This window comes from Wolbachia endosymbiont of Drosophila mauritiana (assembly GCF_004795975.1).
Lineage (GTDB): Bacteria > Pseudomonadota > Alphaproteobacteria > Rickettsiales > Anaplasmataceae > Wolbachia.
The window spans coordinates 633,940-651,602 of sequence record NZ_CP034335.1; the positions used below are offsets into that span (position 1 = coordinate 633,940).

At 33.0% G+C, this 17,663-nt stretch carries 14 protein-coding genes; 10 read left to right on the plus strand and 4 right to left on the minus strand.

Annotated elements, in window-relative coordinates; genetic code table 11:
- Positions 1 to 135 precede the first annotated feature (135 nt).
- The 4 genes from EJB00_RS03135 to EJB00_RS03150 all read left to right on the plus strand — a co-directional run bounded on the left by EJB00_RS03135 (position 136) and on the right by EJB00_RS03150 (position 4,992).
- Positions 136 to 1,122: a hypothetical protein gene (locus tag EJB00_RS03135; RefSeq protein ID WP_015588532.1), complete on the plus strand. Its 987-nt coding sequence runs from the start codon at positions 136 to 138 to the stop codon at positions 1,120 to 1,122.
- Between the two features lie 209 nt (positions 1,123 to 1,331).
- On the plus strand, positions 1,332 to 2,135 hold the full coding sequence (locus tag EJB00_RS03140; RefSeq protein WP_015588533.1) for a hypothetical protein: 804 nt from the start codon (positions 1,332 to 1,334) through the stop codon (positions 2,133 to 2,135).
- A 100-nt stretch (positions 2,136 to 2,235) separates the two neighbouring features.
- Positions 2,236 to 3,396: a porin gene (locus EJB00_RS03145; protein ID WP_015588534.1), complete on the plus strand. Its 1,161-nt coding sequence runs from the start codon at positions 2,236 to 2,238 to the stop codon at positions 3,394 to 3,396.
- 255 nt (positions 3,397 to 3,651) lie between these two features.
- Complete coding sequence (locus tag EJB00_RS03150) at positions 3,652 to 4,992, plus strand: DNA recombination protein RmuC (protein ID WP_135352832.1); 1,341 nt, start codon at positions 3,652 to 3,654, stop codon at positions 4,990 to 4,992.
- Positions 4,993 to 5,024: 32 nt separating this feature from the next.
- Here EJB00_RS03150 and EJB00_RS03155 read toward each other — a convergent pair whose 3' ends face one another.
- On the minus strand, positions 5,025 to 6,131 hold the full coding sequence (locus EJB00_RS03155) for a D-alanyl-D-alanine carboxypeptidase family protein (protein ID WP_015588536.1): 1,107 nt from the start codon (positions 6,129 to 6,131) through the stop codon (positions 5,025 to 5,027).
- 864 nt (positions 6,132 to 6,995) lie between these two features.
- On the opposite strand from EJB00_RS03155, the gene radC reads away from it, so the two are divergent.
- Positions 6,996 to 7,676 (plus strand): RadC family protein, encoded by a 681-nt coding sequence (gene radC / locus EJB00_RS03160; RefSeq protein ID WP_015588537.1) that lies wholly within the window; start codon positions 6,996 to 6,998, stop codon positions 7,674 to 7,676.
- Between the two features lie 212 nt (positions 7,677 to 7,888).
- Here the strand turns inward: radC and EJB00_RS03165 are convergent, their stop codons facing one another.
- Complete coding sequence (locus EJB00_RS03165; protein WP_015588538.1) at positions 7,889 to 9,130, minus strand: hypothetical protein; 1,242 nt, start codon at positions 9,128 to 9,130, stop codon at positions 7,889 to 7,891.
- Between the two features lie 155 nt (positions 9,131 to 9,285).
- Between EJB00_RS03165 and EJB00_RS03170 the strand changes: the two genes are divergently transcribed.
- On the plus strand, positions 9,286 to 11,358 hold the full coding sequence (locus tag EJB00_RS03170; protein ID WP_413790123.1) for a cytochrome c-type biogenesis CcmF C-terminal domain-containing protein: 2,073 nt from the start codon (positions 9,286 to 9,288) through the stop codon (positions 11,356 to 11,358).
- A gap of 41 nt (positions 11,359 to 11,399) precedes the next feature.
- On the opposite strand, the gene EJB00_RS03175 is transcribed toward EJB00_RS03170, so the two are convergent.
- Complete coding sequence (locus tag EJB00_RS03175; RefSeq protein ID WP_225416229.1) at positions 11,400 to 12,080, minus strand: hypothetical protein; 681 nt, start codon at positions 12,078 to 12,080, stop codon at positions 11,400 to 11,402.
- A gap of 192 nt (positions 12,081 to 12,272) precedes the next feature.
- On the opposite strand from EJB00_RS03175, the gene EJB00_RS03180 reads away from it, so the two are divergent.
- From EJB00_RS03180 to EJB00_RS03195, 4 genes are all read left to right on the plus strand, one after another.
- Positions 12,273 to 12,914 (plus strand): hypothetical protein, encoded by a 642-nt coding sequence (locus EJB00_RS03180; protein WP_225416230.1) that lies wholly within the window; start codon positions 12,273 to 12,275, stop codon positions 12,912 to 12,914.
- Positions 12,915 to 13,071: 157 nt separating this feature from the next.
- Positions 13,072 to 13,671, plus strand: a complete 600-nt coding sequence (locus tag EJB00_RS03185; protein ID WP_015588541.1) for a peroxiredoxin — start codon at positions 13,072 to 13,074, stop codon at positions 13,669 to 13,671.
- Positions 13,658 to 14,605 carry a thioredoxin-disulfide reductase gene (trxB, locus tag EJB00_RS03190; RefSeq protein ID WP_135352830.1) on the plus strand — a complete coding sequence of 316 codons (948 nt, stop codon included), beginning with the start codon at positions 13,658 to 13,660 and terminating at the stop codon, positions 14,603 to 14,605. Before EJB00_RS03185 ends, trxB begins: the two co-directional genes overlap by 14 nt.
- A gap of 90 nt (positions 14,606 to 14,695) precedes the next feature.
- Positions 14,696 to 16,447 (plus strand): ankyrin repeat domain-containing protein, encoded by a 1,752-nt coding sequence (locus EJB00_RS03195; RefSeq protein WP_135352829.1) that lies wholly within the window; start codon positions 14,696 to 14,698, stop codon positions 16,445 to 16,447.
- 412 nt (positions 16,448 to 16,859) lie between these two features.
- On the opposite strand, the gene EJB00_RS03200 is transcribed toward EJB00_RS03195, so the two are convergent.
- Complete coding sequence (locus EJB00_RS03200; RefSeq protein WP_015588543.1) at positions 16,860 to 17,405, minus strand: hypothetical protein; 546 nt, start codon at positions 17,403 to 17,405, stop codon at positions 16,860 to 16,862.
- Positions 17,406 to 17,663: the final 258 nt, after the last annotated feature.

The window sequence follows — 17,663 nt, forward strand, 5'->3', positions numbered from 1 at the left end:
AGGAAAAGATTCTTGCAGATGAAATGTAAAAGAGTATATTTATTTTATTAAATATAATAATTAATAATTAAACTTTCTTGATAAATTATTAAAATAGTCTTAAGCTACATGTATAAAACGGTTAGTGGAGTCACAATGTTAAGCAATATTATAAAAGTAAAATTAGAGAAAAATAGTTGTCCTTTTGAAGAATTAGAAGAATTTTTTGCTTCATTAAAATTTGGTACAAAAGGGTTTAAAGATTCTTCAATAAAATTAGTTTGCCAAGTATGGGAAGATTTCACCTTAATTCTACCAAGAGAGGCAGTACCTAATTCTTTCGCTTTGAAGCTTTTATCTTTGCTTAGTAAGGGAAATGAGCTAGCTTTACCTATTATATTAAAATACCTTTCTTGCAGAACTGTATTTAAAGATTTTGGTCAAAAACTACAGGATAAAATGGATCAAGATATAAAAGGACAAAACGATTCTAAAATTTCTCAGGAGATTGAGTTATGCAAAAAAGACATTTTAAATCTTCTCAATGGTGGTAAATCAGTATTAGACGTTCAATTGAAGCAGCGGTATAAAAAATACTATTCGTTAATAGATAATGAGATTGAAGAGTTAAAGACTCAAATTTTAAAAGAACTAGAAGATTATATTAGCAATACTAACGTTAATAAAATGTATCGAAGCCTTAATAATAAAAAGAAAAACGAAGAATCATTAAAAGAAGTAGCGTTAAGATCTTGTTCATTGGGTGGAATTTGCTTGTTAATATTTTTTTCACTTGGTTTTTTTATTTTTTTAGCAACAACCATTGACCCACCTGCTCATATGAGTATGTATAAAGTAAAGGTTTTTAGGTGTATAGGAGCTTCACCTTTAGTTTTTGCATCATTAGAACTAACAGTAGCAGGTGTAGCTTACTTAACAAGTTGTTATCTAAATCATAGTTTTACAAAAGAAATACAAGACTATATAGAGCAACCAGTAAAATGTATGGATAAGGCAACTAATAATAAAGAATCAGACAATTTTCCTTCTGACAATTATGAAAAAGTACAACCTTCAGCACCGCTTGAGGAACTACTACCTTCATACGAGGAATCGTGTCACAGTAGTTTAGGTTATATTTAACCATCTAATCCAATACAGCAAAATCAGTTGTTGTGATGAAGGTATAAAGAGAACAAGCAAAATTACATTTGTAATTTTGCTTCCTTTATCATCACTTAGAAATAGCTGGTTATGTTATGCTTGCCTATACTTGATTAAGTATATCAATAGGTAAATAAATCTTAATACAACTTTATTATACTGGTAAATACATTTTATAGAATGAAAGCATGGAAGATTTTATAACGGCAAGAAGGAAAGATGATGCTGTGATATCTGTTTCTCAGGATAATGAGAAAAAAAACGTGTTAATCTTGGGACTCAATCAAGCAGCAAGGAATTTATTAAAATGTGAAGAAAGGAATTTACTTAATAAGCCGTTAATCAATATTTTAAGTGCAAGAGCAGCTGAAGATATGAAAAGCTATTTGGAGTATACTGAAGATGGGTGCGATTTGCGCGATATATTGCCAAAAGTGATAGGCTTTTCTCTAATCGACGCTAAAGGAGAAGATATAAAAACAAAGGTGAAAGTTTTTCGCACAACGCAATTTACTAATAGCAAGATTAATTATGAGCTATTAATACGTGACATTAGCCTGTTTCATAAGCTAGGAATGTTTAGGGATAAATATCTGATAGGTAAAAAATATAAAAACCACAATTTGTTTAACATACCAGACAATGAGTCCACTATTTTTGAGTTATATGTTGTATTAAATTTTGCCTTTGAATATCAAATTAATGCAGTTATAGGAATAATAGGTTTAAACAGCAGTTGTAATAAGGAAAATGATGCACTAAAAATTATCATAGAACATTTTTATAAAAATTGCCGTAGTGATGATTTTTTGGGATGTATTGATGAGAATAAGGTACTTTTTATTTTGATGAACTGTGATGCAAATAACACATCTAAAATAGTTAATCGTATACATTCTTCCATTAACAAGCAGTTATTAAAGCGAAAACTATCAAGCATATCAATTATTTATGGAAATATAATTCAAAAACATAGTGTGAAGAATGCTTAAACGCTTTTGTCATTAATTGGTTTGTAGTATCTAAGTTCTACATAATATAAGGATTGTTTTTTATTTCTGTTAAGCTTATATTAAGAATTTAAGCTTACCTATGAGGTTACTAATCACACTATTTTTATCATTACTTGTGGGAGGAAGTGCTAACGCTAGGGTGATTCTGGATAAGGAGATGTTTTATGTAGAACTAGATGGAAAAGTAGATTTAAGATTTGGCTACGCTTTCAATAGAGATTCTTTTAGCTCTACCAAAGACAAGACCTCAAGTTATTCAGACCTGCGCTTGCTTTATTTACAGCAAGTTTATCCAAATACTAAAATGGGTTTTGATGTTAAGGCAGGAGTTTCTGGTATTGCAAACTTAAAGGCACTAGACATAGAAAAGTTAGAAATGGAGAAGTGGTATTTTATCATAAAGAATCAGGAGTTTGGATCATTTGAATATGGTAAAGGAAGTTTAGTTAGTCAGAGTATGTTAATTAACACTTCAAAAATTTATACAGCTGCTGGAGGAATAAATGGTCATTGGACAAACTATGCAAATCTGCACGGTAATGGAAAAAAAGATGATGATTCTGGGTATGATAAGGACAAGGTATTTTGGGTAAAACCCAATGTTTACAGCGACTATAATGGACTAGAGCTGAAGTTAAAACAACCAATGATAAACTATATTTCTCCTGAAATTCATAACTTTCAACTTGGATTCAGTTATGTTCCAGGTAAAAATAATTTACAATATAATAATTTAATAGCCGCTGGTCTTTCTTATAAAAATGCCCTATCAGATGAAATAAATTTTACTACTGCTTTGACTGGCGAATTTGCAAGGGAAAATTTAACTGACTGTACAAACAAAAATTCTAGCGATCTTCAGTGTCATAATCAATTACTACACTGGAATTTTGGTGTGAAACTAAAACTTTTTGAACTTGATTGCATTTTATCGTACGGGAATGGTGGTAAATCTGGTGAGAAGCGTAGTCATGAAACAAATAATATGTATTATATAAATGCAGGTATTGCTTATCATTCTGATTCTCGTAAAGTGAGCTTAACATATTTTAATAGTGTTAGGGATATTGCAGACAAAGGTACAAACGAATTAACATCACAGGCTTTCAGTCTTGAATATCCATTAGCTGTTGGTACTTCATATTACTTTGATATTGTAAGATTTAGTACTAAGGAGCCTGCAGTGGAAGATAATAACTCCGGGTATGTGCTTTTGGCCGGATTGAAGCTAAGTTTTTAGTGAAGTAACTGGTATGCAAGTATTGTAATAATGGGAGTAAAATTGAGTTGTTAATATATTTGATATTATAAAAATAACTATTACATAAGATTTTCAATAAAAAGACATTCTGTTACTAATCTAAGTGTAGGAGAAAACGGTTATTAATTAGCAAACCAAACCCTTCAGTAAGCGCATCTCTTCAGGTGCTCTTTTTTCTTTTTTATATATAAAAAAATTAGATAGTATTGTGAGTGCGGTTTTTTCTGTGTTCTGATGCTTTTCAATTCTATAGCTTTTGTATTGAATTTCCTTTTTTTACTACTATTTCTCTATATTGTTGTAAGAAAGAACAGAAAATTTAGTGAGAATCTTGAGAAGAATTTACTTAAAGTAGAACATGAACTTCAAGAGGCAAAACAGGCTTTAGTAGATAAAAATAAGGAAATAGTTGATTTGAAAGTAAGGAACGCAGAACTTGAAGTAATTTTGCAAAAAGAACGTGAAGAAAAGAAAAAAGAGATGGAGTTACTGACAAAAGCAGAGGAGAGGCTTACAAACACTTTTAAAGCGCTCTCTCTTGATGCTTTGCAGGTAAACAATAATAATTTTCTGAATTTAGCGAAGGAAGTAATCGATAGTAAACTAAAAGAAACAGAAAGTGACTTCAAAAAAAGGCAAGCAACGATCAACGAAGTTGTCACTCCAATAAAAGAAAAATTAGAAAAATTCGACAGCGAAATACGTGAGCTAGAGAAAGAGAGGGTAGGGGCTTACGAAGGTTTAAGAGAGCAAATTGGAGCGCTAATGAGCCAAACCTCTAACCTTGCCAATGCTCTGAGGAAACCTCACATTAGGGGCAAGTGGGGTGAAATGCAGCTCAAAAGAGTGGTAGAAATGGCGGGAATGATTGAATATTGCGATTTTTTTACTCAATCCTCAGTAATTGATAAAAATGAGGGCAATTTGTTACGTCCTGATTTAATAATAAAAATGCCATCAGGAAAGCAAATAATAATAGATGCTAAAGTACCACTTGATTCTTACATGGATGCTATGTCGCAAAATGATTTACAGATACAAAAGGAAAAATTGAAGAATCATTCTCTGGCAATAAAAAAACATATAAATGATCTAGGCAGAAAGGAATATTGGAACCAATTTGAAAATACGCCAGAGCTTGTGGTACTTTTTTTAACAGGAGAAGGGGTTTTCAGTGCAGCACTAGAATGTGAACCAGCTTTGATAGAAATTGGAATAGAAAAAAAAGTAATTATTGCAACACCAATCACTTTAATCGCGCTACTTAGGGCAGTAGCCTATGGATGGAAGCAAGAGATGATAGCTGAAAATGCAAAGAAAATAAGTGAACTAGGCCATATTTTATATGAGCGAATCTGCACAATGGGCGAAAATTTTGATAATTTACGCAGAAGCTTAAAAAGTGCTGTTGATCATTACAATAAAACTGCTGGTTCGCTTGAGGCAAGAGTGTTTCCTGCTGCCCGAGAATTCAATAAGCTTGGTATACATGCAAAAAATAAAGAACTCACTGCTGCAAAAGAGTTGGAATCTTTACCACGCAGTTTACATGCTGAGGGGTTGAAAGTAGATTAGTATTTCAGATCTACTTAGCTTATGTTTGCTGGTTAAAACAACTTTCTAAAAATTTTTTTTATATAGCTCAATTCCTGCACATCATTTGCTGCATAAACAGGTATAGTTTGTTGCTCAGCACCAGGTATTTCTACGAAGATTTTGCCCACTTCTTGCCCTTTTTTAATTGGTGCGGGTACCATATCTTTATACTCAATACGCACTTTAATTTTATCATGTAATCTGCGGTTATAAGTTATGATAACATCGTTTGCAACTGTAACGGGCACCTTTTTATCTCTTCCATAAACAATATCTATTTCTTCAACTACGCTATCTTTAGCAAATATTTTCTTGGTATTAAAATGATTTAAGGAATATTGTATTAGTCTTTTTGCTTCCTCTATTCGCTCTTTCTCGGTGTCCAAACCATTCACAACAGCAAAAATTCTCCTATCGTTCCGTTTTGCAGATGCTATAATGCCATAACCACCAGCACTCGTATGACCTGTCTTTAGACCATCAACTCCAATATCATGGAAAAGTAAAAGATTTTTATTTTTTTGTACAATATCGTTATATGTCAAATATTGTTCAGAGAATAGATTATAGTATTCAGGAAAATCGGTAAAAATCCTTTTTGCCAGCATTACCAAATCTTTTGCACTCATAAAGTGATCTTCATCTGGCCATCCACTTGAGTTAACAAAATGACTATCATTAAGATTTAGATCTTGTGCAACTTCATTCATTTCAGCAACAAAATTCTCCTCTGATCCTGCAATACCTTCAGCTAGCACTATGCATGCATCATTACCTGAGGCGATTGTAACTCCTTCAAGCAATTCTTTTACCGTAACAAATTGACCTTCTTTCAAAAACATAGAAGAGCCTTTTCTTTCCCACGCTTTTCTGCTTACTCGAAATTTATCTTCCATATTTATTATTCCAGCTTTTAGATAATCAAAAGCTACATATAAAGTCATTAACTTGCTCATTGAAGATGGGGCCATTTTTTCACTGGAATTATGGTCAAAAATGAAAGAGTCTGAAGCTAAATCTAAAACAACTGCTTGCTTTGCTTTAGTTCTAAACTGATATGAGTACGAATTAAAAGGGAGTATAAAAATTAATAGCAAAGTTACTAATTTGCTTAACATATTTATAATTTTAAATTTATAATGTACTAATTAATAGTATGATTTTGCAGGAGTATTTCAATAGATCTCTTGCATAAAACTTCCTTGACAAACTGTGCCAGCTCCCTTATTATGATAATAAGAGTATTTATCCTTGTTTTCGATCCGCGCGGGTTCAACAACAAAAATTCAGTAAAAAACTCAGATATTTATTGGCAAATTACATAAAGATTATAGCGGCTGCATGTCTTTTTTATTTTTTCTACATTCAGCCAAAACGCGCTTATTTTAAGCGTTAGCACATTATTACAGTGCCAATTTACATTATTATAGGGTCAAAACTCGTTACACGGGGGTTTTTTTGCCTTTTTTATAACTAGTAAATTTATTAATATTTGAGGTGCCATCCCAGTGCTTGACACTGGGATCCAGTTGAGCTATTTCAACAAAAATACTGCATTTGAGATGAACATTTGTTCTTACCAGAGTTATTTACAAGTATAACAATTAAAGTCTGGATTCCAGTGTCAAGCACTGGAATGACATCAAAGGGGCTATTTTCGTGACATTCTACTATGTCATTCCAGCACTTGATGCTGGAAATTTTTTGAGCACAAAAGTTATGCTAGGTTTTTGTTGGTAAGAAAGGCTGGATCCCAGTGTCAAGCACTGGGATGGCATAGAAGGAGCACTGGAATAATATATAGAAGGGACACTGGGATAGAGGCTACTTGAATGACAAGAAGGAGGGAGCAGGGGATGACAAGAGAGGGGCTACTTTCATTTGCTGTCTTCAAAAATTTACAATTATGCTTCATGTGTTTTATTAAATATTTTACTTAAAAATTCAATTTCTTATTATAAGAGATAAGCAATTCATGAATAATGAAAGATTACAAAAAAGGTCATAGAAAGCGCCTAAGAGAGAGAATTATTTTAGATAACGGACAATCATTACTTGATTATGAGATTTTAGAACATATTTTATATTCAGCATATAGTAGAATCGATGTAAAGCCAGTAGCAAAGAATTTGATAGAAATTTTCGGCAGTTTGAATAAGGTTTTTAATGCCGATTTAGAAGCACTGCAGAATATCGAAGGAATTAGTAATGCAGCTATATCTGCTATCTTTTGTGTTAAACAGGCTTTTGTTCGTTCTGCACGAGAAGAAATAAAGGACCTACCTATAATCAATAACTGGGAAAATTTGCTTGATTATTTAAAAGTAAGTATAGGAAGCCTTAATAAAGAAAATTTTCGCGTCATCTATATGAATAAAAGATATCGTCTAATAGCGGAAGATCTGCAGAACTTTGGTACAGTAGATCAAACTCCTATTTATGTTAGAGAGATCATAAGACGCGCTCTTTTGATTGGCTCAACATCGATTGTAATATCCCACAATCACCCAAGTGGAGATATACAGCCTTCAAGTAGCGATATGTTTCTCACTAGACAGCTTGCAGAAGCTTGCAAAAGCATAGGAATAGAATTAATAGATCATATTATTATCACATTTAGTAGCTATTTTAGTTTCAAGGAAAATAGGCTTTTATTAGAGTAGATCTAGAATTGCTTTTGCCATTTTTCTTATTATGGAAGTAAAGCTATACATGAGGTGGTTGCCAGTGGAACAAAAATTTTCCTTCTGGAAGACAATGTGTGATTTAGATGGCGTAATAGTGGCAAATACATGTTATTTGCCACTATTAGAAATCTCCTGTTTTGATAAGACTTATGAGGTCTTTATTGGTTTTTTGAATTTTGTTGAAGCACTCACATGCTTACTCTAATATTTTGTTCACAGAGCCTAGTTAGCTCAATTTCAACGTTAATTTGTGAAGCTCTGAGTTCTGTTAGGGGATTTTCTGGTTGAATATCTAGCTTATTCTGTATGTTCGGTAAACAAATTAAAGCCGAATCAAAAATTTCATCATACTGCTCTGCTTCATGCACGCAATTGATTATTTCCTTAAATTCTTCCACATCTTGCGGCGTATCTTTTAATATTGCTCTTATTTGGTTTAGGTTTTGACGAATTTTTTCCTGATATCCAGCAATTCTCTCTTGATATATATCAATCATTTTTTGACATGAGGTGCCTCTAAATGGGTGTTCTGCTTTTTCCTTTATGTAGGAGCTCTGAAAATTTTTGCAATTAAGGACTGCTTCTCTACATTTTTTTATGTCACTAATTATACTGGTTATTGACTTACTTGCTTTCTCATGTTCTTCTTTTTTGATTATACATTCATTCTTTGTTTGGCTCATTTTATCATACAGATTTCTGCATTCTTTATATGATACCAGCGGTTGTAGTATTCCTTCCTCTACACCTTTATTATAAAAATTCTTCAACTCATCGCTTGATAGTATTCGTATAGCATCTTCTCTTTTACCTTGTGATTTAGGATACTTTTTGTTCAGTGAACTAATATAATTTAATAGGAAACTCTTAGTTAAATCTTCCTTTTTAACTTCTGATAATTTTTCTAGTGTTTCTATATATTTCAAAGTTTCCGCAAAAAGCTGCGCACCAGATGTAGCAAATCCTGGCAGTGGTTTGCTCTGCGCCTTATAAAAATCGGTTTGTAAAAAATCTTCGGCTTGTTTTTTTATTACTGAAAGTTCATTGAAGGCTTTTTCTGGATTGATTTTTTTTAAAATACTAGTAGCTTTTTTAATCGCTCTTTCTCTCTTTTTATTATCTTGTTTTTCGTTTAAGATTAAGCTTTCAGCTTCAGTAAAAGCATTGCCTTGGGCACTTTTGGCAATATTACAAACAACGTTTTTTACAACTTGCTTAGTTGCTGCATAATCTATTTCTTTTGCAAAGCAGTCAACAAATGATTGCCAAATTTTTTTGTTAACGGACTTACTTGTCTTATGTTCTAAATCTTCTACATCTTTGAATCCTAAAATAGTATAGAGATTTTTTTCAATTATTGGTTCAGCATGTTGTTTTGCCACTTTACCTTTTATATTGAATAGAAATTCACTAATCTTAGTTGTGCCCATAATATTACCTCACAATATTAATGTTATATAATATAAAGTATAAAAGCTTAATGCTTAATTTTTACTTACTATTAATATAATTGAAGATTAACTTTGTTCCTATATTAAAACTTTAACTCCCAATTTATTATTAGTAGTATCATTATATGAATCTTATGCCTGAATTTGGGAATATATTGTTATTGGTAGCCTGTTTGTTATCTTTAACGTATTTGTTTCTACCGTTTAGTTCTTACCGATTCGTCTCCTCTGCCATATTTTTTTGTGTGTCAGCATCAATGGCTATTTTGATCTACTGCCACATTAAAAATGATTTCTCACTTGAAAACGTATATTACCACTCACACACAACAAAACCTTTGATCTATAAGATTTGTGGTGTTTGGGGAAATAAAGAAGGGTCTATGTTGCTTTGGACCTTAGTGCTTGTCATGTATTTATTACTAATGGATATGTATATACCTTCTGTCATCCCAGTGCCCAGAAACTGGGATCCAGACAATTTAATTGCAAATGAGTCCATCAAATGGCAGTGTAATAAAAACTGGATTCCAGCGTCAGCTACTTGCATGACACCAGAACGAACTAGTGGTAGTAAATTAAAAAAAATATCTCTTATCACTCATGGGCTGATTTGCTTTTGTTTTTTACTGTTTACTTTACTTGAATCAAACCCCTTCACTAAAATGCCAGGCATCGAAACAGATGGTCTTGGTTTTAATCCGATATTGCAGGATATAGGCCTTGCTATTCATCCACCGATATTATATTTGGGGTACCTTGGATTTAGCGTTTCTTTTTCGCTCTCTATAGCTGGATTAATTTTAAATACTGAAGGAAATGTTTGGGCTAAAATTGTCAGGCCTTGGGTACTTATTTCTTGGTCGCTGCTCACTTTGGGCATCAGTTTGGGTAGCTGGTGGGCATATCGTGAACTCGGTTGGGGTGGATTTTGGTTCTGGGATCCAGTGGAAAACGTTTCTTTGATGCCGTGGCTAATTGCAGTGGCGCTGACACATTTGTTGCTCGTTGTAAGAAATTTCAATACTTTAAGGAATTTCGCTATTTTACTTACGCTTACAACTTTTATATTGAGTGTAACTGGAACATTTCTAGTCCGCTCAGGAATACTCACCTCAGTGCACACGTTTGCAGATGACCCAAGATATGGACTATATATATTAGCGCTACTTGGTGTAATTACAGTCAGTAGCTTAGTAATATTTGTAGTGTTTACGAGAAAGAATCACACATCTTTCCAGTATTCGATATTGGAATCTGAAAAGAAATCTGCTACTCAAGTGACAGAGGGTAGAAGATTCTTTTCACGCCTTACGATGATGCTGATGAACAATTTATTATTCATCACTGCCTTTTTCATCGTGTTCGTTGGCACTTTATACCCTACAGTGCTTGAGTATTTAACCGGTGAATTAATTTCAGTTGGAGCACCATATTACAATTCTTTATTTAACTCTATTGCACTAGCTATTCTAGTGCTCACCATGATAGGGCAATACTTCAGTTGGCAGGGAAATAGTCTATTGCCAATATTTCACGAATATAGATTTTCATTCTGCAGTGCTGCAGCTATTTTGCCGTTTATCTTTCACATGGAGCTAATAATTGTGCTATCAATTACTATCTCCATAGCATTATTAATCTTTGTTTTAGAAGCATACAGTAAAAGAATTCGTTTATTTAAAAGCGAATCAATTTTATTAGCAAGAAGAGTTTCTAAATCCTACTATGCAATGATGCTTGCTCATGCTGGAGTGGCAATCCTTGTGCTTGGTATAGCCTGCTCAGTAGGTTGGCAGGAAAAAAAAGAAAACTACTTGGGAATAGGAGACAGCATAACAGTCAATAAATTCAAAGTCACTTTACGAAACATTGAATTTATAAAAGAAAAAAACTTCCATGCAGTAAGAGGTACAATGGATATCAGGAATTTGCTTAATAGTAAGGTAATAGGTGATGTAACTCCTGAATATAGATTTTACCTTGCGGAAGGTCAGAAAAATGTTGAAAGCAGTATCTATCACAATTTATTTTCTGATATTTATGTTGTAATTGGAGAGATTGATAAGAGTAAGAGCAAAATCGCAGCCAAAGTACACTATAAACCAGGAATGTCTATAATTTGGCTTGGATCTTTTCTCATCGCCTTTGGTTCACTACTTGCTGCTTTTTCTTCTAGCAAAAAAGTAGTTCCTTCAGTATCATAAAGTTTGCATTTTTTGGCAATTTAAACTTAAGCTAAGCAACACTAACCTCGCGAGCGAATTTTCTCTGTGTTCTGTTGTACAATAGAAAATAAAGATATATTTTCTAATGAAGAACTTCCATGATATATGGAATCTTTTTCTAAAGCTTCCTCAGGCCTTTTAAAATATCCCTGCTTAATAGCGTCGTAGACAGAAGAACCACCAAGCAAGCAGTTCTCACCTAACTCTTCTTTATAATTTTTAAACTTTTCCAATATTTTCTCCTTGTTACTCACTTCTACTATAATTTTGTTTTTATCTTCCATATCAGGATACAATCTAACATCTACTTTTCCCAAATCAGTATGAAAAGTCAGTACTATATTACCTATAAGGTCAGTATAATTTCTTACCCCACCTTCCGTTAAAATTTCTATCTCGCTTTCACCGATTGCTATCACGTCTCTTCGAAATCCTGTGCTTTCATCTGTTCCATTTATGATTTTTGCAACCTCGACTATACTATTCTTTGAGTATTTCAAGTAGAAAGTGAAGTTGTCCATTTTTGCCTCTTTTACCTTACCAGTAGTTGCGTTTTTTGCAGCTTCCAAAAATCTTAGAGAATAATGTATATAGCTTTTACGTGCTTCTTTCAGATTAGCTTTGTGGTCTTTAAACTTCTCTAGTTTATCAATTACAATTATACTACTTAGAGTTTCAAATACTGCACCTCTTTTTACCAAATTACATACTATACGACTAGCAACTTCTATGTCCCTTTCAACTTGAAAAATCTTTAATTCACTAATTCTTCTTATTACATACTCTTATATGAACGAGAAGATTCAGGTTATGGAGGTTCATTAAACGAAGATCCTGAGTATGAAGAAACATCAAATTATCAAGAGGAAAAAAGTAAATCTTTAACAAAAGATTTGCGTAATCTACAATCAATTAAAGAGGAGCCGATTTATGCAACAATCTCTAAAGAACATATAGAAGCAAAAAGAGAACATAGGAAGAAACAACAACTTCAATCTCTTGCACCACCAAAACCACCAAGAGTACCACTAGTACCAGAGAAAATGTTTACTGCCAATCAAAAAATTAGACAAGAACCGAAAAAAGATAAACCTGCAGTACCACCAAAGCCTAAAGATTTAGGCGAAAAAGTAAGCACAGAGCAAAAAATAGTAGTAGAAAAATTAGCTGAGAGTAACCCTATACTACCACTAAAATCTAAAAATCAAGATGGTAAAGAATCAGCAAAAAAAGCTGATGGACCAAAAGTACTAGTAGTTGCTATGAAAAAAGAAGTGACTCGCGAGAGTAGTAAAGTAAAGGCATTAAAAGAAAGATTTGAGCGAAATCAAGTAAAGAACGTGTTGCCTGCTGAAAACAAAACTACTTCAGTAACACAAACGGATATCAGTGTGAAGAGAAAACAATCTCGTTCATTTCCAGTAGGGAATAAAAAATCTTCGATCAACCATCTTGCCAGCAAAAATTTACCTTCCACGAATGTAAGTGTAAAAGAAATGGTTGCACGAATTGAAAACAGAAAAGATGGAAGATAGTAATATTTTGGTATTTCCCTATTCATGAAAATTAGCTCTTATCATAACATTTTTACAGCCATAAGAGGAAGTTTTTATAGGATTGGGGCTAAAGAAAACTTGCATGTAAATGTATCAAGGTATAAAATTGTAGATATTGAAAATGAATAGGTTAGTTATGAATCTTGTAACAAAATCCGCTATCGATTTTACTGCTTCGGCTGTTCTCGCTAATGGAAAAATAGTTGATGATTTCTGTTTAAGTAAACATATAAAGGATAAGTATGCTGTCCTTTTTTTCTATCCACTTGATTTTACTTTTGTCTGTCCAACTGAGTTGATATCATTTAGCAACAAAATAGAAGATTTTTCAAAACGTAATGTTGAAGTGATAGGAATAAGTATAGATTCAAAATTTTCACACTATAAATGGCGAAACACTCCAGTTAATGATGGTGGTATTGGAGAGGTTAGCTACACTTTAGTGTCTGATATCAAAAAGTCTATATCAAGAGACTATGGGGTCTTATATGATGACTCAATTGCACTAAGAGCAACTTTTGTTATTGATGATAAATTTGTTGTGCGTCATCAATCGATAAATGATTTTCCTTTAGGACGTAATGTCGATGAGTTTATTAGAATTATTGATGCAATAAAACATAATGAAGAGCATGGTGAAGTATGTCCAGCAGGGTGGAAAAAAGGCAAGCCTGCGATGCAGGCAAGCGATGAAGGAGTGGCTGATTATCTAAACTCACACAGTGCAGAATTGTAAATTGAGTACAAAAGTTCTTATTATTGGATCTGGAGCAGCGGGTTATGCTGCTGCTATATATGCAGCACGTGCAAATTTAGAGCCAATTGTAGTCACAGGAATGCAACCTGGTGGTCAGCTTACAATTACTACGGATGTTGAAAACTATCCAGGTTTTGTTTCTATACAAGGTCCAGAACTCATGGAACAAAAGAGGTTGCATGCAGAGAAGGTGGGGGCAAGGGTAATAAATGACGAAATAAAAAGCGTTGAACAACTTGAGGATTCTAATGAGTATAGATTTAGATCTTGTGGTAATGTTAGTGACTACTATTCGAATGCAATTATAATCGCAGCTGGTGCGCAAGCGAAGTGGCTTGGCCTGGAGAGTGAAAAGAAATTTCAAGGTTATGGGGTTTCAGCATGTGCAACTTGTGATGGCGCATTTTTTCGGAATAAAGTTGTAGCTGTGATTGGTGGTGGAAATACCGCAGTTGAAGAGGCAATATTTTTAACTCGATTTGCTAAAGAAGTTATACTGATACACAGGCGTGATAAGTTAAGAGCAGAGAAAGTAATGCAAGACAGGCTCTTTAAAAATGATAAGATAAAGGTAATATGGAATCATACCGTAGAGCAGATTCTTGGAGAAGAAAATCCTAAAAAAGTTACTGGCATTACAATTAAATCGACAGACATCAATAAAACCCAGGAATTGAAAGTAGATGGAGTGTTCATTGCAATTGGGCATGCACCAAATACAGGTATTTTTAAGGGCTTTGTTGAAATGGACCAGCAAGGTTATATAATTACGAAACCTGGAACAACTCTAACCAGTAGGGAAGGGGTATTTGCCGCTGGTGATGTTCAAGATAAGGTATATCGTCAGGCAGTAGTTGCAGCAGGTACAGGGTGCATGGCTGCACTTGATGCAGAAAAATTTTTGGAATCATAATTAGTTCTAAAATTTTTAATTAAACTCCTTACAATTTTCTTTGTTTTTTGATAATTATGTTAATGAATTATAGATTGGGGGGAATTTAGTATGCTTTCGCAAAATAATGTAGATTTTGGAAGAAGGGTTGTTAGTGATGTAGGATTACGATCTCAAAATCAAACAACTTCAGGACAATCAACAGCAAAATTATTTAAAGCTATTGATGATGAAAATTTAGAAAATTTTAAGCAAGCTCTGGCAGAAGGTGCAAATGTTAATGCGTTTGATAATGGATATACATCATTAATGACTATTATCGTGAATGGTGATGATAGTCCTACAAACTTAAAAATGATGACTTTGCTTTTACAGCACCAGAATTTAAATGTTAATATTCAAGAAACTAAAGAACGCAATGCAGCTCTACATCTAGCTTTTCTTATGGAAAATAGAAGTTTTGTAGAGATTTTACTGAGACATTCTAGTATTGATACAAACGTGAGAAATAGAGTCCTTCTTCTGAAAGATGAATATCTTGAACCTCGATATGATGGGTTTAGAGCAGGTTTTATAGACAATCCATCTTACCAACAATGTTTTTTTTATACTCCTCAGGAACATATTGAAAAAATAGGGCGAATACAAAAAAAGAAATTTTCATATCTTACAATAGAAATACAAAAAGCACAAACAGGAAAAGAATTATTAAATGCTCTTTCTGGTAGAAAGATTGACCAAGCAAAAATACTATTAAATCAAGATCTCAACCCTAATTGTTGGAACAGAAATTTCAATGGAGAAATAGAAACACCACTTAGCCTGATTATCAAATCATGTTTACAAGGAATAACACAAGACAACGAGGAAGTATTGACTAAACTTTTAAAACATAAGGAGCTAGATTTTAGTCAAATAAAACTAATACCAGCTATAGAACGAAATCAATGGGTAAAGCAAATAATTGAACGAACTATTAAAGAGCGATTAACTGATACTATTGATAAAAAAGATTTGGATAGTGTGAAAGAATTAGTGAAAGATAACTGTTTCATAAATCATGCAATTGTTACTGCTGCGTTGAGGAATGTTCATAATCTAATCGAATCTATTAAAAATTATCTAATTGAGAAATTTCCTGCAACTGTAGAACAGTCTTCAGCAAATGCACATAATGTTGCTCCGGAAATAAACGATGAGCTTATTGCTCAAGAATTGCAGCGACTTGAAAACCTGGAAGGTGAACTTGAAAGAACAAAGGCTCAACTTGCAGAAAAAGAGCAAGAGCTGAATAAGGTCGTAAACGAAAGAACAAGAGATACTAGCAAAATTTCACAGTTAGAAAGGGAGTTGAGACAAGTAAGGCAGGATAATCAAGAAAGAATTCACACTTTCACTGATCAAGTAGCTCGACTTACTAGAGAAAAAAGTCAACTTGAAAACCTTAGAAGTGAACTTGAAAGAACAAAAATTCGACTTAGAGAAAAAGAGCAAGAGCTGGATAGGGTCGTAAGTGGAAGAACAAGAGACACTGACAAAATTTCACAGTTAGAAAGGGATTTAAGGCAAGAGAGATTAAAACTTCAAGCTCAAAATCAAGACTTAAAGAACAAAAACAGAAAACTTTCAGAAGCAAGCATTTATAATAGAAGGCAAAGTAATTATGCTTCTTCCTCTTTTGTGTTATCTGGAGCGTTTGCTGTTGGTTCATGTTTAACAGTATCGAATTTAGAAATATGTATTTCATTTGCTGTAGCTGCATCTGTTTGCATTGCAATTGGGTGCTACTGTTCATATAAAGCAAGTGCAGTACTGAGTGATGTGACAAGCACTCAGTTTGATAATGCTATCGGTTTAGGATGAAGTTAAGGTTTTTACTTCTTCTCTAAACTCTACTGAAAATTTTTATAAATATTGAAAACATCTTAGGTAAATGTAAACCTAAGTGGTTTCAAGACTTAAATGATCAAGCGGTTGTTGTATTATCCATTCAGTAAGATGATAAAATCCTATACTCGGATGACATTTTCCTTGGTCTGTTGTATCACAATGTTCGTACAGGTGTATGTTCCACCAAAAGTACGATTTATGTTATAGCGTTGTGCTAAGGGTGTCATCCCAGTGTCAGCTACTTTCATGGATTCTGTCGCATTTATAAACCATAGAAAAGAAGATCATTAAAGCTGGGATTATAGGAGTTATAGATGTGACAGAACCGTAAATTTAACACTTCTGCAAATCTTCATTCACTTGTTGGTTAGCTCCTAAGTTAGGTTCATCTAGTTATCGCTAGGCTTTGATGCTGAGAAGGTTGAATTATCGTAACCTCCGTAAGAGAAGTGCTTGGTGGTCTCAGACAAGGTTCATCGATTTCTACAAATGCCAGTACTTTCAATTGAGGAATGTGTTTTTCATTAACATCTTCAAAATCGATAAAGTTACTCAGAGTTATTCCTCCATTTCCTAATTTTTCCCTAAAGTCATTTCTGTGGCTGTCAAAAAATCTCTTCATATCATCAAATGTCATTTCTTTAATATCATATCTATTATAATATATTGATGAAGCATTAATTAATGGTTTGTGGTTATGTAGGAAAATTTCTTTTTTCACTTTATTAGCTTTATCAATTAGAATACGAGCATATTCTGGATATTGCTTTTGTAAGCTTTTTTGATTATTAAACTTATCACGTACATTTTCATTTTTTTCCCATATACTAACTAATGCACCTATATTATTCTCGTTTAAAAAGTCATGTAGTAGCTTATTTTTCTTCTTAAGTTTTTCAGCTTCTAGCACCTGCTCATCTGCTAAACTCATAATTACCTCCTAGTGTTAAAAATAATAATATACTTTAATTATTAAATATTTAAATAGAAAAATCAAGATTTATATATTTTTATACTTTATGTAAAGTTATTAATAATCACCTTAGCTTCAGAAACATACTACAAATTAGCGTCATAAAAATCTTGAATGTTTACTTTTTCAAGAAACATAAAAAAGATCGTATATTTGTGAGAACAAGCCGTGTAAAAATAGGGTTGTAAAAATAGAAGATTTAAATTGTTTCCATAA